Source organism: Metabacillus schmidteae (assembly GCF_903166545.1).
GTDB classification, from domain to species: Bacteria; Bacillota; Bacilli; order Bacillales; family Bacillaceae; genus Metabacillus; species Metabacillus schmidteae.
The window spans coordinates 1717927-1738958 of record NZ_CAESCH010000001.1; the positions used below are offsets into that span (position 1 = coordinate 1717927).

At 35.8% G+C, this 21032-nt stretch carries 18 protein-coding genes; 15 read left to right on the forward strand and 3 right to left on the reverse strand.

The features are described from left to right. The first annotated feature begins 45 nt into the window (after window positions 1–45). From HWV59_RS08210 to HWV59_RS08220, 3 genes are all read left to right on the forward strand, one after another. Entirely contained in the window at window positions 46–210 is a 165-nt protein-coding gene (locus HWV59_RS08210) for a hypothetical protein (protein WP_175638573.1), read from the forward strand. A 10-nt stretch (window positions 211–220) separates the two neighbouring features. Then, window positions 221–1180, forward strand: coding sequence for a LacI family DNA-binding transcriptional regulator (locus HWV59_RS08215; RefSeq protein ID WP_175638574.1), 960 nt, complete (start codon window positions 221–223; stop codon window positions 1178–1180). 75 nt (window positions 1181–1255) lie between these two features. Further along, a complete protein-coding gene (locus tag HWV59_RS08220; protein ID WP_175638575.1) occupies window positions 1256–2041 on the forward strand; it encodes a Cof-type HAD-IIB family hydrolase in 786 nt (261 codons plus the stop codon). Window positions 2042–2782: 741 nt separating this feature from the next. Here the strand turns inward: HWV59_RS08220 and HWV59_RS08225 are convergent. Next, entirely contained in the window at window positions 2783–3895 is a 1113-nt protein-coding gene (locus HWV59_RS08225; RefSeq protein WP_175638576.1) for an IS110 family RNA-guided transposase, read from the reverse strand. Between the two features lie 382 nt (window positions 3896–4277). On the opposite strand from HWV59_RS08225, the gene HWV59_RS08230 reads away from it, so the two are divergent. Next, on the forward strand, window positions 4278–5048 hold the full coding sequence (locus HWV59_RS08230; protein ID WP_175638577.1) for a class I SAM-dependent methyltransferase: 771 nt from the start codon (window positions 4278–4280) through the stop codon (window positions 5046–5048). Window positions 5049–5099: 51 nt separating this feature from the next. Here the strand turns inward: HWV59_RS08230 and HWV59_RS08235 are convergent, their stop codons facing one another. Continuing rightward, complete coding sequence (locus HWV59_RS08235) at window positions 5100–5843, reverse strand: GTP pyrophosphokinase (protein ID WP_102230147.1); 744 nt, start codon at window positions 5841–5843, stop codon at window positions 5100–5102. Window positions 5844–6099: 256 nt separating this feature from the next. Next, window positions 6100–7137 carry a sporulation integral membrane protein YtvI gene (gene ytvI, locus HWV59_RS08240; RefSeq protein ID WP_175638578.1) on the reverse strand — a complete coding sequence of 346 codons (1038 nt, stop codon included), beginning with the start codon at window positions 7135–7137 and terminating at the stop codon, window positions 6100–6102. Between the two features lie 304 nt (window positions 7138–7441). Between ytvI and HWV59_RS08245 the strand changes: the two genes are divergently transcribed. The 11 genes from HWV59_RS08245 to HWV59_RS08295 all read left to right on the forward strand — a co-directional run bounded on the left by HWV59_RS08245 (window position 7442) and on the right by HWV59_RS08295 (window position 21008). Beyond that, window positions 7442–9466, forward strand: a complete 2025-nt coding sequence (locus HWV59_RS08245) for an LTA synthase family protein (protein ID WP_175638579.1) — start codon at window positions 7442–7444, stop codon at window positions 9464–9466. Between the two features lie 86 nt (window positions 9467–9552). After that, window positions 9553–9717 (forward strand): hypothetical protein, encoded by a 165-nt coding sequence (locus HWV59_RS08250; protein ID WP_175638580.1) that lies wholly within the window; start codon window positions 9553–9555, stop codon window positions 9715–9717. A gap of 394 nt (window positions 9718–10111) precedes the next feature. Next, the gene (locus tag HWV59_RS08255) at window positions 10112–10834 is read left to right on the forward strand and encodes a (Fe-S)-binding protein (RefSeq protein WP_102230151.1); all 723 of its coding nucleotides are present in this window, start codon (window positions 10112–10114) and stop codon (window positions 10832–10834) included. A 1-nt stretch (window position 10835) separates the two neighbouring features. After that, on the forward strand, window positions 10836–12260 hold the full coding sequence (locus HWV59_RS08260; RefSeq protein WP_175638581.1) for a LutB/LldF family L-lactate oxidation iron-sulfur protein: 1425 nt from the start codon (window positions 10836–10838) through the stop codon (window positions 12258–12260). Window positions 12261–12264: 4 nt separating this feature from the next. Continuing rightward, entirely contained in the window at window positions 12265–12984 is a 720-nt protein-coding gene (locus HWV59_RS08265; protein ID WP_102230153.1) for a LutC/YkgG family protein, read from the forward strand. A 108-nt stretch (window positions 12985–13092) separates the two neighbouring features. Next, window positions 13093–15162 (forward strand): bifunctional aldolase/short-chain dehydrogenase, encoded by a 2070-nt coding sequence (locus HWV59_RS08270; RefSeq protein ID WP_175638582.1) that lies wholly within the window; start codon window positions 13093–13095, stop codon window positions 15160–15162. Between the two features lie 224 nt (window positions 15163–15386). Further along, window positions 15387–16154 (forward strand): DeoR/GlpR family DNA-binding transcription regulator, encoded by a 768-nt coding sequence (locus HWV59_RS08275; RefSeq protein ID WP_102230155.1) that lies wholly within the window; start codon window positions 15387–15389, stop codon window positions 16152–16154. Window positions 16155–16252: 98 nt separating this feature from the next. Then, entirely contained in the window at window positions 16253–17218 is a 966-nt protein-coding gene (locus HWV59_RS08280) for an AraC family transcriptional regulator (RefSeq protein WP_102230156.1), read from the forward strand. Between the two features lie 159 nt (window positions 17219–17377). Further along, window positions 17378–18793: a rhamnulokinase gene (gene rhaB / locus HWV59_RS08285; RefSeq protein ID WP_102230157.1), complete on the forward strand. Its 1416-nt coding sequence runs from the start codon at window positions 17378–17380 to the stop codon at window positions 18791–18793. A gap of 5 nt (window positions 18794–18798) precedes the next feature. Continuing rightward, window positions 18799–20052, forward strand: a complete 1254-nt coding sequence (gene rhaA, locus HWV59_RS08290) for an L-rhamnose isomerase (RefSeq protein WP_175638583.1) — start codon at window positions 18799–18801, stop codon at window positions 20050–20052. 146 nt (window positions 20053–20198) lie between these two features. Next, window positions 20199–21008, forward strand: a complete 810-nt coding sequence (locus HWV59_RS08295; RefSeq protein ID WP_175638584.1) for an alpha/beta fold hydrolase — start codon at window positions 20199–20201, stop codon at window positions 21006–21008. Window positions 21009–21032: the final 24 nt, after the last annotated feature.

The following is a 21032-nucleotide window of genomic DNA, read 5'->3' on the forward strand; positions in this document are numbered from 1 at the left end:
TACATTACACTCATAACCAAGAAATAATAGCGAGGAGAGATACTTGTGTTTGGACTAATCCTATTATGTTTTGTTATCTATTCTGCAGCTTATTTGTGTATGAAAAGTTCCGGGCAATCGTTAAAAGTAAAACCGATTCATGACTTCGACGATTATTTTGTTGAAGCTAATGGTAGAATGAAATCAGAAGAAAACTGTCAAAACGAGTAAAGGTGAGAATATGACAAATATTAGAGACTTAGCTAAAATGGCTGGGGTTTCGGTCACAACAGTTTCTCGTGTCATCAATAACCATCCATATGTTAGTGAGGAAAAGAAGGATGCCGTCTTAAAGGCAATAGAAACTAGTAATTACCATAAAAATATGAATGCTGTTCATTTAAGCAGAGGAAAAACACTATTAATGGGGGTTGTCCTGCCATATTCAGATCATCCTTATTTTGCTCTTCTTTTAAAGGGGATCGCAAAGCAGGCACTTGAAAATAATTATAAATTAGTTTTGTTTCAAACAGATTATCAGGAAAGTAGAGAACTGGAAGCATTACAAATGCTGAAGCATAAGCAAATTGATTCTCTGATTATATGTTCAAGAAGTTGTGATGTTTCTGTTATTGAAGAACATTTACAATATGGACCAATCGTATTATGTGAAAATATTCAGGGAAAAGAGTTATCTACAACATTTATCAATCACTATAACACATTTACTGATGCACTAGAGTATTTGTATCAAAAAGGGCATAGAAACATTGGCTATTGCATTGGAAGAAAGTATGGAACAAATAGCCGTGAGCGAGAATTAGCCTATAAAGACTTTTTGACCAAGCATCAGTTAGAATACCATCGAAAGTATATTATGGATCATTGTCTTTATTTTGAGGACGGTGAGAAAGTGATCAAAAAAGTGCTGAAAATGACTTCTCCTCCTTCTGCCTTAATTGTGACAAATGATCAGGTTGCAGCTGGAATTGTAACTACATGCCAAAATTCCCAACTGTCGATTCCAAAACAGCTTGCGATCATTGGATTTGATAATCAACCGATTGCAAGAATGATGAACATTACATCTTTTGAATTACCCCTTGAGGAAATGGGGGAAAATATGTTTCTTCAAGCGGTACATTCAGAGGTTACCCATCAAGAGTTTTCTGTTCAATTTATTGAAAGAGGAACAGTATGAAATCAGTATTATGTAAAATATCATTTTTTTACTATATAATGACAAGTGGTAAGTAAAACGAAAGGTGGAATCACGATGACAAATCGCAGCGTAATATTTTTTGATATAGACGGAACATTGCTGACACATGATAAAATGTTACCAGCCTCTACGAAGGAAGCGATCTTTCAATTAAAGGATCTGGGGCATGAAGTCGCAATTGCAACTGGTCGTGCTCCTTTTATGTTTGAGGATTTGCGCGAGGAATTGGATATTCATACATATGTAAGCTACAACGGTCAGTATGTTGTATTAAATGGAGATGTCGTATACTCAAACCCGTTGAATATAGAAGCACTTGAAAAATTAACAGAAACAGCCCTTTTAAATGAACATCCGGTTGTGTTTATGGACCATGAAGATATGAAAGCAAATGTTCCTGAGCATGAGTATATTAATGAAAGTATTAGCACATTGAAAGTTAATCATTTCCCTACTCATGACCCGCATTATTATAAAGGACGTGATTTATACCAATCACTTCTTTTCTGTCGTGAAGGAGAAGAAATGCAATACGAAAAAACCTTCAAAGACTTTGATTTTATCAGGTGGCATCCTCTTTCAGTAGATATTCTACCTAATGGAGGTTCCAAAGCAAAAGGAATTGAAAAGCTCGTTGAAAGACTGGGATTCTCACCAGAACGCCAATATGCTTTTGGGGACGGCTTAAATGATATTGATATGCTTTCAAAAATCACAAATAGTGTAGCAATGGGAAATGCTGAAGAATCAGTAAAGGCTGTAGCAAAACATGTGACAAAATCTGTTGATAAAGATGGAATTGTTTATGGATTGCAAATGGTTGGTTTATTACCTAAATAGGTTTAGGTTAATTAAGAGCAGAAGATCCTTAGCATCTCGAAAAATGAGGTGGTAAGGATTTTTTTGCGCCTCTTATTTAAATAAAGGGCATAATTTGTTGCTTTTACTACAGTTTATGGTAAAAATAAGTTCGTTCCATCGCGCTGCAGACACTCGCTTTCCACGGGGAGGAAGCTGAGCCTCCTGATATGAACGAAACTGTCAAGGCTCCCACTCTAAATTAGTAATTGAATGATTTTTGGGTATCTTTAAGAAGAGAAGCTATTTTCGGCTTCTTTACTTTGTTGTCCTATTAGCCTTTCAGGCTAGATTAACTCCTTCTTTAGCTTACTAACCCATCCTCAACTCTAAGAATGGCTGTCAAGTGTTCTCCTTGACTGCTATTCTTAGAGTTGAGATACTGCGTTAAGCTAAGGAAGAAATAATGAATTATCCTTACCTCCTGATTACTTTATTTGAATAGACGATAAGAATACGGCACGAAGGCAAAATCTCTACTGCGGTTAGCATCCTGATATTCGTGGGTTATCACAATTTATCTTTCCGTATAAAGGACTTTTCCACTAACTCGGCGCGTGCGTTAATCTAATTAAGATTAGCACAGAGGAGGCGCGTGGATTTTCCTTTCCGGTATTTTACTTTGCCTTCGAGCCCTATTCTCATGGATCTATTTTAAAATCTACAAAATCTGAATCATTTAAAAAACTTTAATAAATCGAATTTTAAAGACCTATTTAATACTCAAGCTCTTGAAGCCTCTTCTACCTCTTGTGCAATAGCCCAAATAAAACCTGCCAACTCTCTTGCCACTGCAGTAATTGCTTTACCGTGTTCTTTCCCTCTAGATATTAGTCGAAAATATTTTCGATGAAGTCGATTTTGAGCTTTCCAGGATATCGCTTGAACTGTTGGCGATTGACCATCTTGACGTCTTTTTAATTCCCCTTTAACTGCAGGTTGATATCTATAGCTCCATGCAGCTTCAATTAATAAACGTCTAACATGTCGATTTCCTGTTTTTGTCGTATCTCCTTGTCTTCTTTTATCACCACTAGAGGATTCGCTCGGAATTAGCCCAATATAAGCCATAAATTTTTTGGGAGTTCGAAAACGCCTAAATGAACCAATTTCAGCCGCAAGACTAGTAGCCGTTACAAGGGCTACACCCCTTAATGCTTGTAGGGCTTGAATTATTGGTGCATGAACACCTTCAATAGATTGTACTTTAATTTCCTCTTCGAGCCTTCGAACACGTTGTTCTAATTCTTTTATTTGGTGATAATATTCTTGGAAAACAACTCGTAAAGAGGACTTTTCAAACTTCAAAGCATCTAACCATTCGCGGTACTTTTTAGTCCATTTATTAACCCCAGTTGGTGGTTTAATATTATTACGTAATAAAAATTTAGTTAAACGATGTTTAGCTCTTAGCTCATCTTCTTTTGCATCTTCACGTGCTCTTACTAAATCTCGGAGAGCTTCGTCTTCTGGAGTTGGAACATAAATAGAAGTTAATTCACCTGATCGATATAACGCCGCTACTCGAATTGAATCCCGACGATCAGTTTTTATACGCTCACCTGGCCTTTTAGGAATTAATGACGGAGCAATCACTTCACAATGGACACCCAACGAGGTTAATAATCTATATAATGGATATCCAGTTGGTCCTGCTTCATAACACACTCGTAGAGTGTGAGGTTCTCCAAGCTTCTTCATTAATTTCCTTATTGCTTCAGGTGTATGTGCAATCATTCCGTAATATCTAGGCTCTTCACGGCCCTCTTCTGCAATAGCGACAGCAATTTTTTCTTTTGATACGTCTAAACCTACAAATTTTATGGTATCCTTCATAATAACTAGCTCCTTCCGTAATGTAGCTCTGATTTGGTTTTTGTTTACTTACCAATAAACATTCTTACCAAATTAACCTACGAATTTACGAGTAAGGAGCTAGTTTCGTTCATGATAACTCAGCTTCGCCTGCGGGGTCTCAGCCTTTCCTCACTTCCCGCAGGAGTCGAGTGTCTTCCGCTCCATTCCACTATAGATGTAAAAATATTATCGTAAAAGCAACAATCTTTGCAAAAAAAGCAAAAAAATATAAGGTTTCAATCACATTATAACTTTTCCTTATCTTAATTCATAAACTGAATGTAATTTTCTTATCGCATCCTAGTCATTATAATAAAGTAGAAGATGGAAAAAATGAAATCGAGAGATGGAGGAGAACGAGTTGAATAACAAAAATGATGTGAAAAAGCAGTTTGGTCGTAGTGCAAATGATTATGTAGAAAGTCAAATACACCGAAAAGGTACAGATTTGAAGATGTTGCTGGAGATGGCCTCTATAACTGGAAACGAAGAGGTTCTTGATGTTGCAACTGGAGGTGGACATACAGCAAATGCTTTTGCTCCCGTTGTTAGACAGGTTACTGCAATGGATTTAACACCTGAAATGCTGACTGCTTCTGAAAAATTCATTCAAACTAACGGCCATTCTAACGTTTTGTTTGTTGAAGGTGATGCTGAAAAAATGCCATTCTCTAATGAAGCCTTTGATATTGTTACTTGCCGTATTGCTCCTCACCATTTCCCGAACATTGAAAAATTTATTCGAGAAGTTTATCGTGTGTTAAAATGTGGTGGACAATTTTTATTAAATGATAATGTTGCACCCGAAAATGATGAGTTCGATCACTTTTATAATAAGATTGAAAAATTGAGAGACTATAGTCATTATCGAGCTTGGAAAAAAACAGAGTGGATCGGGAAGATAGAATTAGCCGGTTTTGAAATTCATGAAATCTCTCGTTTTGAGAAAAGATTTGAATTTATGGGCTGGTGTGACCGTATGCAGTTGTCCGAAAAAGAAAAAGAGAAAGTAACTAATACTATTCTTAATGCCCCGGAAAAAGTAAAACATAAATTTCGAATTGTTACAGAGGAAAACAAAGTGATGTCGTTTTGCGGAGAAGCTATGTTGTTGAAGGCGATAAAAAGGTGAACATGAAAAAATACCGTCTTCCTATAAAGGTTGACGGTATTTTAATAAAAACTATTTCTCTGAAATGAACGATTCAATTAATGCCATTGGTAGCTGAAATTTATTTTTTTCAATTGTAATAATGGAGTCTGTTTTATCCTGCTCAGCTGCTGTTTCTTTATACGCATTCACTTCCCGGTTAAGACGCTCCATTTTTTGATCAAGCTGTGTTGCAACAGTCGCTGCTTCCTTAAGTTCTTGTCTTAATCTCTTCGGAATTTCCTTATTATATTTATAGTAGATTTTATGTTCTAAACTTGCCCAAAAGTCCATTGCAATAGTCCGGATTTGAACCTCTACATTTACGATTTCCTCACGATCTGACATAAATATAGGGATTTCTAAGATCATATGGAGACTTTGGTATCCGTTAGGCTTTGGATTTTTGATGTAATCCTTATATTCGACGACATGAATATCCTTTTGGCGTGAGAGCATGTTGCTAATTTCATAAATGTCAGAGATGAAAGAAACATTAATTCTAATTCCTGCAATATCACGAATATTGTCCTTAATAGAGTCAAGAGACAAAGGACATCCCTTTTTTATGACTTTTTTGAAGATGCTTTCCGGTGACTTTAAACGCGATTTCACATGTTCAATTGGGTTATAGTCATGGATATATGTGAATTCGTCCTTTAAAATATTAATTTTCGTATTTAATTCATCTAAAGCAAATTGATAAGCCATCATAAATCGTGTTAATTCTACTTTGATTTTTTTTAGATCTTGTAGATTTAATTGTTCTGTGCTCATTATAGATTACCTCTCTTGGTGTGTAGGTGATTATTTTTTTAGACGTTCAATCACATATCATTATAACAATAACACCTTTATTATACCTTAAAATCTCTATTAATTGTGCCACGAGCTTGTAAAGCTTTACTTAAACCTCTGTCGATCATCCCCTGCATGACTTATGAGTGGTTGCTAACACATAGTTTTTTTAATAAAAAAACCTCCTATTTATAAGCATGTGTTTCACTGTATAAATAGAAGATTTTAAGTCATATTATATTTTGTTTAATTTCCCTAATTTAATAAAACCTGCTTGATACAAAGCTTGCAAGATGATGATGAGCGCTGGACCTGCAATCAATCCTATAAAGCCAATTAACTCAAAGCCAACATACATACTGATCAAAGCGGAGAGAGCACTGATCCCTATGCTGGCTCCTAAGATTTTAGGTTCAATTACTCGTCGGACAATGGTAATAACAACGAAAAGTATAATTAAACCTATGCCAAGCTGTGTGTCTCCGAAAGCAAAATTGTATACAGCCCAAGGAACGAGGAAGGAACCAGCCCCTAAAATTGGCAAAATATCGACTAAAACAACTAATAGCGATAAAACGAGGGCATATTTTACATTTAAGATAAGAAGCCCTACAAATGACAAAATAAATGTAATGAGACAGAAGATAACCTGTGCTTTAAAAAAGCCAATAAAAGCTTTTAATAATTGAGTAACAACCAAATCAATTTTTTCCTTAGAAGAATCAGAAAAAATACTTAGAACTCTCGTCTTGATTTTTGGTAAATCTAGACAGAATAGGAACATGGCTACTAAGTAAATAATCGTGTGAACCAAAATTAATGGAATAGATGCGATAAAATCAAATAAATTTTTTGTAATAGATGTTGCTAATCCCAATACAAAATCCTTTAGCGATTCAATTGCTTGTTGAATTGTTGATAGGTACTCATTCGGAATTTGAATATAATAACCCTGAAAGTCTTTAATTAACGCTTGTGCTTCATCCGCGAAAAGGTAATAATAGTCTGGGAAATTTTTTGTAACATCCAACAATTGAACGACTAATGTTGTGATGATCCAGTAGCCACTTAACCCGAACACCAGCAGAAACAAGATAAAGACAAGGGTAACACTAAACTGTCGTTTTATTTTCAATGAACGTATACCAACTTGAACAGCGGGTTCTAATAAGATAGCTGTGATCAGTGCTAAAATGATGGGAATACAGTATGGAATTAAAAATAGGATAATCCCTATTGCTATGGTAAGTAGGATAATTTTTTTATATGACAATGGCGGCCACCTCAATATTGTGAAAGATCAAACATATTATATGTATATTATATACTCTAAAGCCAATTTCTCCTATAACTTAATACTAATAAAATAAATTATATTATTCTACAAAAAAAAAGAGAACCATAGGTCAATAGATCATAATTAGTTACATTAAATGAAATATGTTTAAATACCTATATCAAGCTCACAAAGGATATTTGGTAAAATAAGACTAACAGCAAGACCTTTACTTTATGATGAAAATCTAATAGAATAATTGAATGACTTTGATTTTCGAATTTGAACAAGAGGTGAAATAATGAGGAAGTTTATCAATAACATCCAAAATAATTATATGAGCCTTTTCTTTTTAGCTGTTTTATTATTATGGATAAAAACATATTTCGTTCAACATAATGAATTTAATTTAGGCTTAGAAAATGGTTTGCAGGAATTTCTATTATTTTTTAATCCATTAGGATCAGCTTTATTGTTCCTTGGATTATCCTTATTATCAAGAAAAAGAAAATTACTATGGTTAATTGTGTTCGACTTTTTAATGAGCTTTTTATTGTTTGCCAATGTTGTTTACTACAGATTCTTTAGTGACTTTATTACACTTCCAACATTGACTCAAACGCAAAACTTTGGGGATGTTAGTACTAGTGTAACTTCACTATTGCATACAACAGATATTTTAATTTTCTTGGATCCAATTATTATACTTGTGTTAGGAATTTTATTCCGTCGACAAAACAAACAAGTACCAGTCATTAAGCTTAGAAAAGTGGGTTCTGTTCTATTAGCTGCACTTCTTATTATGAGCATTAACCTTGGACTTGCTGAAAAAGATCGTCCACAGCTATTAACAAGAACATTTGACCGAAACTATATTGTAAAGTATTTAGGTATGTACAACTATACGATTTATGATGCTGTACAAAGTACAAGAGCATCTGCTAAGCGAGCAATGGCAGATAGTAATGATATTACAGAAGTGCTTAACTATACTCGTTCTAATTATGCAAGCCCGAATCCAGAATACTTTGGTGCTGCAAAAGGAATGAATGTTGTTTATCTTCACTTAGAATCGATTCAAAATTTCATTATCGATTATAAGTTAAATGGAGAGGAAGTAACTCCTTTCTTGAATTCACTGACAAAAGATTCTAATACGTTGTATTTTGATAATTTCTTTCATCAAACAGCACAAGGAAAAACAGCTGATGCTGAATTTATGCTGGAAAATTCGTTGTTTGGTCTTCCACAAGGATCTGCTTTTTCAACGAAAGGCTTAAACACGTATCAGTCTGCACCGGCTATTTTAGGTCAAGAGGGATACACTTCGGCTGTATTCCACGGTAACAAAGGCTCGTTCTGGAATCGTGACGAAATTTATAAGTCGTTTGGTTATGATCATTTCTTTGATTCAAGTTATTATGATTTAAAACCAGAAGATCTTGCAGAATATGGCTTAATGGATAAGCCGTTCTTCCAGCAATCAGAAACGTTACTTGAATCATTGCCACAGCCATTTTATACAAAGTTTATAACTGTAACAAACCACTACCCGTATAAAATGGATCAGGAATTAGCAACAATTGAACCTCATACTACTGGAGATCCGTCTGTTGATAACTATTTCCAGACAGTACGCTATGCTGATGAGGCTTTAAAAGAATTCTTTGATTATCTGAAAGAATCTGGTTTAGATAAAAATACAATTGTTGTCATGTATGGTGACCATTACGGTATTTCAGAAAACCATAATAAAGCAATGTCTAAAGTTCTAGGAAAAGAAGTTGGACCATTAGAAAGTTCAGATCTTCAAAGAGTGCCGTTGTTCATTCATGCACCTGGCCTTGAAGGCGGAACGATGCATCAATACGGTGGTCAAATTGATCTTCTTCCTACATTAATGCATTTACTAGGTATTGATACAAAGCAGTATGTACAATTTGGAACAGATTTATTATCAAAAGAACATGATGAACTGGTTCCATTTAGAAATGGTGACTTTGTAAGTCCAGAAGTAGTATACACTGGTGGAAAATACTATGATTCATCAACTGGTACGAAAGTAGAAGCAACAGAAGAGGCGTTAAAACAAAAAGAAATTGTTGAGATGAAATTAAGTTACTCTGACAAGCTTGTTGAAGGGGACCTATTACGCTTCTACACACCACAAGATTTCACTCCAGTTGACCGTTCGAAGTATGACTATAGTGAAATGAAATCAGTTATTGAAAAGGATAAATCAGAAGCTGCCGTAGAAAATGCAGAGGCTGCAACTGAAGATACAGAAGCAAAAGCTGAAAAAGAAAAAGTAACTAAAACAGAATAATTCATTGGAAAAGCTGTTGAGTTTATAAAACTCAGCAGCTTTTTTGTTTTAGGTAGCGTTAAAGAAGTGTGGTAAGGGGTGCAGATTTGTCCTTTAATTTGATGAATGACAAAGGGGAGCTGTTTTACAAGAGAAAAGTCCTTCATAAGGTTGATGAAGGACAAAGCAGGGCACATCAAGAGAGAAAAGTCCTTCATAAGGTTGATGAAGGACAAAGCAGGGCACATCCACGAGAGAAAAGTCCTTCATAAGGTTGGTGAAGGACAAAGCAGGGCACATCCACGAGAGAAAAGTGCTTCATAAGGTTGATGAAGGACAAAGCAGGGCACATCAAGAGAGAAAAGTCCTTCATACGAGTGATGAAGGACAAAAGCAGGTCTCTCCACAAAAGAAAGGTCCTTCATTAAGATAGAATGCCAAAAGCCAAATCCCAAAGAGAAAATGAAGGATAAAATCTACTTTGCACTGCAACTCAAGTATTTTACTAACTAACTTAAATTACTTTTGAACCTTCCCACAAACCCCAAAAATCCAAACAAATAAAAACAAAACAAAATAATCAAATAAAAACGGGTGATATTTTGTGGGTTTAGTAGTATAATCTATAAAAAAGACTGCTCCTAAATGAATGGAGGGAATTAGGAAATGAAAGTATCCTTATTTATTACATGCTTGGCAGATGTGTTTTATTCAAATGTTGGGAAACATACTGTAGAGCTTTTAGAAAAGCTTGGGTGTGAAGTTGATTTTCCGGAACAGCAAACCTGCTGTGGACAACCCGCTTTTAATAGCGGCTATCATAAAGAAACGAAAGAAGTGGCAAAACACATGATTCGCACGTTTGAGAACTCAGATTATGTAGTAGGACCTTCTGGTTCATGTGTTGCGATGTTACGAGAATACGGCCATCTGTTTGAAAATGAGCCGGTATGGAAAGAAAGAGCAGAGAAATTAGCGAAAAAATCATATGAATTAACACAGTTTATTGTAGAAGTGTTAAAAGTAGAAAACGTGAATGCTAGTTTACCAGCTTGTGCGACGTATCATAAATCCTGTCATATGACACGGTTACTAGGTGTAAAGGATGCACCCGGAAAGCTTTTAGACAATGTTGAAGGCTTAGATGTAAAGTCACTTCCTAACAGTCATGATTGCTGTGGATTTGGTGGAACATTCTCTGTCAAAATGGTTCCGATTTCAGAGCAAATGGTAGATGAAAAGGTGAGACATATAGAAGAAACAGGTGCTGAAGTATTAATCGGTGCTGATTGCGGCTGCTTAATGAATATCGGTGGCAGAATTAATCGAAAAGGGAAGCAAATTAAGGTTATGCATATAGCGGAAGTATTGAACAGCGAGGTGAAGTAAAATGGCGATGAAAATAAGCGATGAAAAGTTTTTTGATCGAGTTGATAAAGGTGTAAACAATTCCTTTATGCGAAATGCGGTTGCATCTGCGCAAGAGAGAATGCAAGGAAAACGGCTGTTGGCAACAGAAGAGCTGGGGAATTGGGAAGAATGGCGTAAGCTTGGCGAAGAAATCAGGTCGCACACGCTTCAGAATCTTGACTACTATTTGGAGCAGTTAAGTGAAAATGTAAAAAAACGTGGTGGTCATGTATTTTTTGCTTCAACAAAAGAAGAGGCTAATGAGTACATCACAAAGGTAGCAAAAGAAAAACAAGCGAAAAAAGTTGTAAAGTCAAAATCAATGGTTACAGAGGAAATACACTTAAATAGCGCACTCGAAAATGCAGGCTGTGAAGTAATCGAAACGGATTTAGGTGAATATATTCTTCAGCTTGATGACCATGATCCACCGTCACATATCGTTGTTCCTGCTCTTCATAAAAACAAAGAGCAAATTCGTGACACATTTAAAGAAAAACGAGGCTATGATAAATCGGAAATTCCAGAAGAGCTTGCCCTTTTTGCCAGAGAACAACTTCGACAAGATTTCTTAAGTGCTGATCTTGGTATTACAGGTTGTAACTTCGCTGTTGCTGAATCAGGGTCTATAAGTCTTGTCACAAATGAAGGAAATGCAGGACTTGTAACCGCTTTACCGAAAACTCAGATTACGGTTATGGGTATGGAACGTATCGTTCCAACTTGGGAAGAGCTAGATATAATGGTAAGTCTACTATGCAGAAGCTCTGTTGGACAAAAATTAACTAGTTATATTACAGGATTAACTGGACCAAAAGACGATGGTGATGTTGATGGGCCTGAAGAATTCCATCTGGTTATTGTTGATAATGGACGATCAAACATACTAGGAACTGAATTCCAAAGTGCACTTCACTGTATCCGCTGTGCAGCTTGTGTCAATGTTTGTCCAGTTTATCGTCATGTAGGTGGACATTCGTATGGCTCTATTTACGCTGGTCCAATTGGAGCAGTTTTAACACCTTTGCTTGGCGGTTATGAGGATTACAAGGAGCTGCCGTATGCCTCATCTTTATGTGCAGCATGCACAGATGCATGCCCGGTGAAAATTCCACTTCATGAACTATTAATTAAACATCGAAGAAAGATTGTTGAAGATGAAAAGAAATCACCATTTGGTGAAAAGCTTGCGATGAAAGGCTTTCAGCTGGCAGCAAGTTCACCAAGTCTTTATAAAACAGGTACAAAATCCGCTTCATCGGTCATGGCGCCTTTTACAAAAGAAAACAGTATTCAAAAAGGACCAGGTCCAATGAAGCCTTGGACAGATGTACGTGATTTCCCGGCACCAAGTAAAGAGAGATTTAGAGACTGGTATAAAAAGAGAGAAAAAGGAGGGGAATAAAAAGATGGCAGCAGGACAAATCACAAATCGCGATTCATTTCTCAATACAATAGCTGAAAAATTAGGAAGAGAAAGAGTGAAAACAGTCACAAAACCACAATGGACGACAACCCCTCAATATGATGTGTTAAAAGATGCCACACAAGATGAATTGGTTGAGGTTCTGAAAAAACATTGTGAAGTTATTCATACCCAATTTATTGAGACGAATTATGAGCAACTCCCACAAAAAATCCGTGATGTGTTAAAGCAGTACGAAGCCGGAAGTGTTGTAACTTGGAAGGATGATCGTCATAAAGAGTTTGGATTAGAAGAGGGGCTGTTAAGTAAGCTTCCTGAAGAGGATATTGATGTACACATTTGGGATCCGGTTCTTAAAGAAAAAAACATAGAGGCAGCAGAAAAGGCTGATGTGGGTATCACTTTTAGTGATATCACTCTTGCAGAATCAGGGACAGTTGTTTTATTCAGCAGTGAAAACAAAGGGAGATCAGTTAGCTTATTACCGAAAACGTATATTGCCATTGTTCCAAAAAGTACTCTTGTACCAAGAATGACGCAAGCTACTGCACACATTAATAAGCAAGTCCAAGAAGGGAAAAACATATCTTCCTGCATTGATTTTATTACAGGACCAAGTAATAGTGCTGATATTGAATTGAATCTCATTGTAGGGGTTCACGGTCCTATAAAAGCAACCTATATTCTTGTTGAAGATAAATAAATTCAAAAATAAACAAAAAATATATTCAAAAACAAACAAACATAGTATATAATTAAAAACAGATAATCAAACAAAAACAAATGCAAATAAAATAGAGGAGGAAACAAAGTGGTACAAAGTTTATGGAATAAAGAAAAAGCAGCTTCAATATCAAAAGGTGTAGAAGAGCTAGTATATCGCTCAAACCTAATCGGTTCAGACCGTTCTGTTTGTAACTGGGGCGGCGGAAACACTTCAATGAAAACAATTGAAAAAGATTTCCGAGGTCGTGACGTTGAAGTGATGTACGTTAAAGGTAGTGGATCTGATTTAGCGACAATGAAAGCGCACAACTTCACCGGTTTAAGAATGGAAGATATTCGTCCACTAATCGAACGTGATGAAATGTCAGATGAAGAAATGGTTGCTTACCTTGCACACTGTATGATCGATAGCAAACACCCACGAGCTTCAATTGAAACTTTATTACATGCATTCTTACCATTCAAGCATGTTGACCATACACATCCGGATGCTATCATTGGACTATGCTGTGCAGACAACGGTCGCCAAATTGCTGAAGAAATATACGGAGATCGTTTTGTATGGGTACCATATGTACGCCCGGGATTCACACTTTCAAAAATGATCGCAGAAGGTGTTAAAAACAATCCAAACGCAGAATTAGTATTAATGGAAAAACACGGTCTAGTTGTTTGGGGCGAAACTGCTGAAGAAAGCTATGAAAAAACAATTTCTGTTATTAATGAAGCAGAACAATATATTCAAGCTAAATTAGTAGAAGAAAATGTATTTGGCGGACAAAAATACGAAGCACTTGCTGAAGAAGATCGTAAAAACGCTTTAGCACAAGTTATGCCAGTGATTCGCGGTGCAGTTAGCGAAGAAAAGAAAATGCTATTAACATATGATGATGCTGAAGATGTTCTACAATTCGTAAACAGCAATAACGCTCCTGAATTATCTCAAGTTGGTGCAGCATGTCCAGATCACTTAGTTCACACAAAAATGACACCACTATTCATCGACTGGAATCCTCAAGAACAAGATGTTGCTAGTTTAGTAGAAAAAGTAAAAGCTGGTATCGAAAGTTTTAAAGAAGAATACAAAGCATACTTCGAAAGAAACAAAAACGAAGGCGATCAAATTTCTGAAACAGCTCCACGTGTTATTTTGATTCCTGGTATCGGAATGGTGAACACAGGTAAAAACATCCCAATGGCTAACGTAAGTGGTGCTTTATATCACCGTGCGATCGCGGTTATGAAACGATCTACTACTTTAGGAAACTTTGTTTCTTTAAATGAAAATGAATCATTTAATGTAGAATACTGGCTATTAGAGCTTTACAAATTATCTTTAGCTCCTGCAGAAGCTGAGTTTTCAAGACAAGTTGCTTTCGTAACAGGTGGTGCTGGCGGTATCGGTAGCGAAACTTGCCGTCAATTTGTAGCAGAAGGTGCACATGTTGTAATCGCTGATCTTAACCTAGAGGGTGCTCAAAAGGTAGCAGCAGAAATCAATGAGCAATATGGTGAGGGTCGCGCATTTGCAGTGAAAATGGATGTAACAAGTGAAGAAGCAGTTCAAGAAGCATTCAAACAAACTGCTTTAACTTACGGTGGTGTGGACATTATCGTAAACAATGCAGGTCTTGCAACTTCAAGCCCATTCGATGAAACTTCATTAAAAGAGTGGAACTTAAACATGAACGTTCTAGGAACTGGATATTTCTTAGTAGCTCGTGAAGCGTTCAAACAAATGAAATCACAAGGTACTGGCGGAAACATGGTATTCATCGGTTCGAAAAACTCTGTATATGCAGGTAAAAATGCAGCTGCTTACAGCTCTGTAAAAGCGATGGAAACTCATCTTGCAAGATGTATTGCAGCAGAAGGTGGAGAGTTTGGAATCCGCGTAAACTCTGTACTTCCAGATGCAGTACTTCAAGGATCTGCTATTTGGGGATCAAGCTGGAGAGAAGAGCGTGCAGCAGCATACGGAATTCACCCGGATCAATTAGAAGAACACTATCGCAAACGTACAACTTTATTAGTGAATATCTATCCAAAAGATATCGCACAATCGATTTTATTCTTTGCTTCTTCAAAATCAGATCGTACAACGGGTTGTATGCTGACAGTTGATGGTGGAGTACCGGCAGCGTTTACTAGATAATATGTATTTGTAAAAACAAGGTGTATAAGGAGAAAAATTCTATTACACCTTGTTTTTTACCTATAATAAATGAAAGCGCATTAGTATGAAAAAATATGCGTTTTAACTTATACTCTTGTATAATAAGTATCTAGAGCCTACAAGCATAAGAGCTGTCTCTTTTCGCAAAGTAAGCTCAGACCTCAATCTTTATTTTCTTATTGCAGTACTGGGAGGTATTTTTAATGCTTGTAGCGGAAAGACATAAAAAAATTGTTGAAGTTGTCAATGAAAAACTAAGTGTCCGGGTAACGGAGTTAAGCAAGATTTTTAAAGTAACCGAAGAAACAATACGACGTGACTTAGAAAGATTAGAAAAAGAAAATCTGTTACGCCGCAGTCATGGCGGAGCTGTCAGTATACAGGATGAACAAACGGAAGTTTCCTATGCAGAAAGAGAAATTACAAATGCTTCAGAAAAAAGATCGATTGCTATCGAGGCAGTAAAGCTGATAGAGCCAGGTGATCAAATTGTTCTTGATGCCAGTACAACAGCATGGTATATGGCTAAAGAAATGCCGGATGTACCATTAACAGTACTAACCAATTCCATTAAAGTTGCAGTCGAGCTCAGCAAAAAAGAACAAGTTCGTGTCATTTCAACTGGAGGCATGCTTCAGCCTAACTCACTTTCTTATGTCGGTCCATTAGCCGAAAGGTCACTCAATATGTACCATGTGAATAAAGCATTTCTTTCATGTAAAGGGGTACATATTGATGCAGGTTTAAGTGATTCAAACGAATGGCAGGCGTTATTAAAGCGACAAATGATGTCAATCGCAGACCAAACAATCCTTATGGCAGATTCCACAAAGTTTGGTGTAAGAACGTTTGCCCAAATTACGGATATACAACAAATTGGTTATGTCATTACAGATGATCATATTGAAGAATCATATTGCAGAGCTTTAGAGGAAAAAGGCGTCCGGGTAAAAACAGTCGAGATAAAGTAAGTTTTTTTATCACGAACTTATCCTTATTGCTGTATAAATGTATAAAACGGGGTAGCTCAGACTATTCCGTTTTTTGCTAGAAAAAAAGAGGGATCAAGATGAGTGCAAATCTTTTACACGAGCTTTTACAACTAAATGATGAAGAAAAAATAATGCTTCAGCAAAAACAGGAAGTTCAAAAGGACCTCTATACTAGTCAGGAAAATTTCATTGTTGAAGGAGAACGATTTCTGAATCAGAACACAATGATCATGGTACGAAAACATACTAGATTTGTGCACTTTCCAAAGCATAAACACAACTATATAGAAGTGAATTATGTATTTAATGGTTCTCTTACCCAAACGGTTGGAAATGAGAGGTTGAAACTGAAAAAGGGAGATCTATTATTTCTTAATCAACATATTGAACATGAACTTGAGGCATGTAATGAAGAGGATATAATTATTAATTTTATTATTAAACCGGAATTCTTTTCGTTTATTTTTTCTTACTTAACAACAGAAAATTTAATTTCAAACTTTTTAATTAGCAGCCTATTCGACCAAACACAACAAGGGCAATATTTATATTTTGCTGTATCAGAAATTGAAAGTGTCCAGGAGCTTATTAGAAAAATTATCGTGGAAATTATGAATCCCACCGTGTTATCAGAATCAACGATTAAATTATATATGGGCCTGCTAATGATAGAGCTCATTAAGCATTCTGATAAGGTGAGATACAACAAGGATACGAATAAGCAATATATTATTGTAGAATCATTAAAATATATTGAAGAACATTTTCGACATGCCTCTTTATATGAATTGGCAGAAAAGCTGAAACAACCTCATTACACCTTAAGTAAAGAAATAAAAAAAGCAACAACCTATACGTTTAAAGAACTTGTTCAAGAAAAAAGATTAACCATTGCAAAGGAATTGTTAGAGAATACTTCATTATCTATTTCTTCCATCGTAGAAGAGGTAGGATATGAAAATATCAGTTATTTTTATCGAGTTTTTAAAAGCAAATTCGGTTATACACCAAAGAAGTTTCGAGAACAATTATTAAAAAATTAGTCATATCTCTACTGTAAAAGGTAAGAGATATGACTTTTTTATTTTCTATTAGTATTGGCAAATAAGGACATAAAAATGAATGAATAAAGATATAGGAATGCTTGTGAAAATACTTTAAAATAAAATGAAAGAAAGCGTTTCCGGAAGTGAGGTGCAGAAATGAGTAAATATAGTTTAGCTGTAGATATTGGTGCTTCAAGTGGAAGATTGATACTTGGACATTTAGCTAATGGAAAATTAAATTTAGATGAAATTCATCGTTTTGAAAATAAGATTGTGGAAAGAAATGAACATTTCTGTTGGGATATTAAGGCATTATTTCAGGAAATCAAATTGGGTATAAAAAAGTGTAATGAACTCGGTATCAAGCCGGATAGTATTGGTATAGATACGTGGGCGGTAGATTATGTCTTACTTGATGAGAATGACAACCTCTTAACAGATGCGATCGCATATAGAGATCCAAGAACAGATGGAATGATGGAAGAGGTCTTTAAGCTCATTCCAAAGGAAAAATTATACTTTGAAACAGGAATTCAATTTCAAAAATTCAATACCATTTATCAATTGTTTGCGTTAAAGCAAAAATCACCGGAAGTATTACAAAAAGCTAAGTCATTTCTAATGATTCCTGAGTATTTTAATTTTTTATTAACAGGAAAAAAGGCTAACGAATACACAAATGCAACATCCACTCAGCTTGTTAATGCCTTTACAAAAAAGTGGGATCATGAGCTTCTTGAGAAGCTGGGGATTAACAAAGAGATGTTCCATGAAATATTACCACCTAAAACGGTGTTGGGAACACTTTCTAAGGAGCTTGTCGAAGAGTTTGGTTTTGATATGAAAGTGGTATTGCCGGCAACACATGATACGGGCTCAGCAGTAATCTCAGTACCTGAGGTTGATGACACAATTTACATTAGCTCTGGTACATGGTCATTAATCGGTGTTGAAAACCGTTTCCCAATTTGTGTCCCGCAAGCGCTTAAATACAACTTCACAAATGAAGGTGGGATTGATTATCGCTACCGTTTTCTGAAAAATATTATGGGGCTTTGGATGATTCAAGAAGTAAAGCGCAACTATCATGATGAATACTCGTTTGGGGAGTTAGTCCAGTTAGCAGAAAAAGAACAAGAATTTAATTCAATAGTAAATGTAGACGATGACCGCTTCTTAAAGCCGGAAAATATGCTGGCAGAAATTCAAAAGTATTGTCAGGAAACAAATCAGCCAATTCCGCAAACTCCAGGGCAAATGGCAAAATGTGTGTATGATAGTTTAGCAGAAAGCTATAAACAAGCAATTAATGAAATTGAGGAAATTTTTGAGAAAAGCTTCCCAAGAATTAATGTCATTGGCGGCGGTTGTCAAAATGAAATGCTGAACCAAATGATTGCAAATGTGACGAATAAAGAGGTTTGTGCAGGGCCAATCGAAGCTACAGCTATCGGAAATATTGTGGCACAATTTATGGCTTTAGGTGAAATTACGACAATTCAAGATGCAAGAGCAACAATTAAAGACTCTTTTGAAGTAAAAACATATAAACAACAATACGTGAGAGGATGATAAAAATGTCAGTAAAAGAAAGCTATGAATTAGCCAAAAAGGAATATGAAAAGTGGGGTATTAATGTAGAGGAAGTACTTGAGCAATTAAAACAAGTACCAATCTCAATCCATTGCTGGCAAGGTGATGATATTGGCGGATTTGAAGTGAACAAAGGAGAGTTATCAGGAGGTATTGATGTAACAGGTAATTACCCGGGTAAAGCAAGAACTCCGGAAGAATTAAGAAGTGACTTAGAAAAAGCTCTATCGTTAATTCCGGGTAAACACCGCGTTAACCTTCACGCAATCTATGCTGAAACAAATGGAGAAGTTGTAGAGCGTGACCAATTAGAACCAAAACATTTTGAAAACTGGGTGAATTGGGCAAAAGAACATGGATTGGGACTTGATTTTAACCCAACATTATTTTCACATGAAAAGTCTGAAGATGGCCTAACGCTATCACATCCAGACCCGAAAATCCGTGAATTCTGGATTAATCACTGTATCGCAAGCCGTAAAATTGCTGAATACTTCGGAAAAGAGTTAGGAACACCAGCTTTAACAAATGTCTGGATTCCGGATGGTTACAAAGATGTACCAAGTGACCGCTTAACACCAAGAGTACGTTTAAAAGAGTCTTTAGACAAAATCTTTGAAGTAGAAATAGATGAACAATATAATATCGATGCTGTTGAAAGCAAATTATTCGGAATTGGTTCAGAAGCATATGTTGTGGGCTCCCACGAATTTTACATGGGTTATGCATTAAAAAATAACAAACTTTGCTTATTGGATACAGGACATTATCACCCAACAGAAATGGTATCAAACAAAATTTCTTCTATGCTTTTATACAGTGATAAACTAGCATTACACGTATCAAGACCAGTACGCTGGGACAGTGATCATGTTGTCACACTTGATGACGAGTTAAAAGAAATCGCTCTTGAAATCGTTCGTAACGACGCATTAGACAAAGTTATGATCGGTCTAGATTTCTTTGATGCAAGTATTAATCGTGTAGCAGCATGGACAATCGGAACACGTAATATGATTAAATCTCTACTTTATGCAATGCTTGTACCGAACAACCACTTAAAACAGCTTCAAGAAGAAGGAAACTTCACGGAAAGACTAGCATTAATGGAAGAATTTAAAACATATCCATTTGGTGCAATTTGGGATTACTATTGTGAGCAAAATGGTGTTCCAGTAAAGGAGAATTGGTTGGAAGATGTAAAGAAGTATGAGAGGGAAGTACTTTCTATGAGATAAAAGTTTAACCTAAGCCCTTTATAGTAAAGGTCTTAGGTTTTTTTATATAGCTATACTTAAATATAAAAATTTTTCAAATAATAAAGAAACCGATGATAGAAAAGAATGTTAAGATAATATAAGGTATCATTTTAGGGAGGAACCTTATGAAAAATATCATGCTTCGTAACAATGTGAAAATTGAAGGAATAGGGGAAAAAACAATCATTTTTGCACCTGGCTTTGGTTGCGATCAGACTGTTTGGAAAGAAGTTAAAGATGCCTTTATAGACAAGTATCGAGTGATTTTATTTGATTATGTAGGTATGGGCAAAACAGCTTTGGAATCATATGACCGAGATAGATATCGTACATTATCAGGATACGTGCAAGATGTGTTAGAGGTTTGCTCAACCTTAGATTTGGAAAATGCGATTTTTGTTGGTCACTCAGTTAGCAGTATGATTGGAATGTTAGCATCAATAAAAAAGCCCAATTATTTTTCTAACCTTATAATGATAGGTCCATCTCCATGTTATCTTAACGATCCTCCTTCATATTATGGGGGCTTTGAAAAAGAAGATTTGTCGGGGTTACTTGAAATGATGGAAAAAAACTATGTTGGTTGGGCAAATATGTTTGCTTCTACACTTGTTAATGATCCTGATAGCCTTTCTTTATCAAAGGCTCTTGAAGATCGTTTTTGCTCAACAGATCCAGTCATTGCCCGCCAATTTGCTGAAGCCACATTTTTCTCTGATAATCGTGGGGATCTATCTAAGGTAACTGTTCCTACCTTCATTATGCAATGTTCAAACGATATTATTGCACCAACTGAGGTTGGAGAATATCTTAACGATCAATTATCAAATAGTACATTTATAAAGTTAAAAGCGGTTGGTCATTGTCCACATATGAGTCACCCTGAAGAAACGATACACGTTATTCAACAATACCTTAAAGAGTTCTATAACTGATAATAATAAACATTAAGGAGACAA

What these genes read in the sequence shown, in the direction of transcription:
- HWV59_RS08215 (WP_175638574.1), top strand. Translation starts at nt 221, where the DNA reads ATGACAAATATTAGAGACTTAGCTAAAATGGCTGGGGTTTCGGTCACA.
- HWV59_RS08220 (WP_175638575.1), top strand. Translation starts at nt 1,256, where the DNA reads ATGACAAATCGCAGCGTAATATTTTTTGATATAGACGGAACATTGCTG.
- HWV59_RS08225 (WP_175638576.1), bottom strand. Translation starts at nt 3,895, where the DNA reads ATGAAGGATACCATAAAATTTGTAGGTTTAGACGTATCAAAAGAAAAA.
- HWV59_RS08235 (WP_102230147.1), bottom strand. Translation starts at nt 5,843, where the DNA reads ATGAGCACAGAACAATTAAATCTACAAGATCTAAAAAAAATCAAAGTA.
- HWV59_RS08245 (WP_175638579.1), top strand. Translation starts at nt 7,442, where the DNA reads ATGAGGAAGTTTATCAATAACATCCAAAATAATTATATGAGCCTTTTC.
- HWV59_RS08255 (WP_102230151.1), top strand. Translation starts at nt 10,112, where the DNA reads ATGAAAGTATCCTTATTTATTACATGCTTGGCAGATGTGTTTTATTCA.
- HWV59_RS08260 (WP_175638581.1), top strand. Translation starts at nt 10,836, where the DNA reads ATGGCGATGAAAATAAGCGATGAAAAGTTTTTTGATCGAGTTGATAAA.
- HWV59_RS08265 (WP_102230153.1), top strand. Translation starts at nt 12,265, where the DNA reads ATGGCAGCAGGACAAATCACAAATCGCGATTCATTTCTCAATACAATA.
- HWV59_RS08275 (WP_102230155.1), top strand. Translation starts at nt 15,387, where the DNA reads ATGCTTGTAGCGGAAAGACATAAAAAAATTGTTGAAGTTGTCAATGAA.
- HWV59_RS08280 (WP_102230156.1), top strand. Translation starts at nt 16,253, where the DNA reads ATGAGTGCAAATCTTTTACACGAGCTTTTACAACTAAATGATGAAGAA.
- rhaB (WP_102230157.1), top strand. Translation starts at nt 17,378, where the DNA reads ATGAGTAAATATAGTTTAGCTGTAGATATTGGTGCTTCAAGTGGAAGA.
- rhaA (WP_175638583.1), top strand. Translation starts at nt 18,799, where the DNA reads ATGTCAGTAAAAGAAAGCTATGAATTAGCCAAAAAGGAATATGAAAAG.
- HWV59_RS08295 (WP_175638584.1), top strand. Translation starts at nt 20,199, where the DNA reads ATGAAAAATATCATGCTTCGTAACAATGTGAAAATTGAAGGAATAGGG.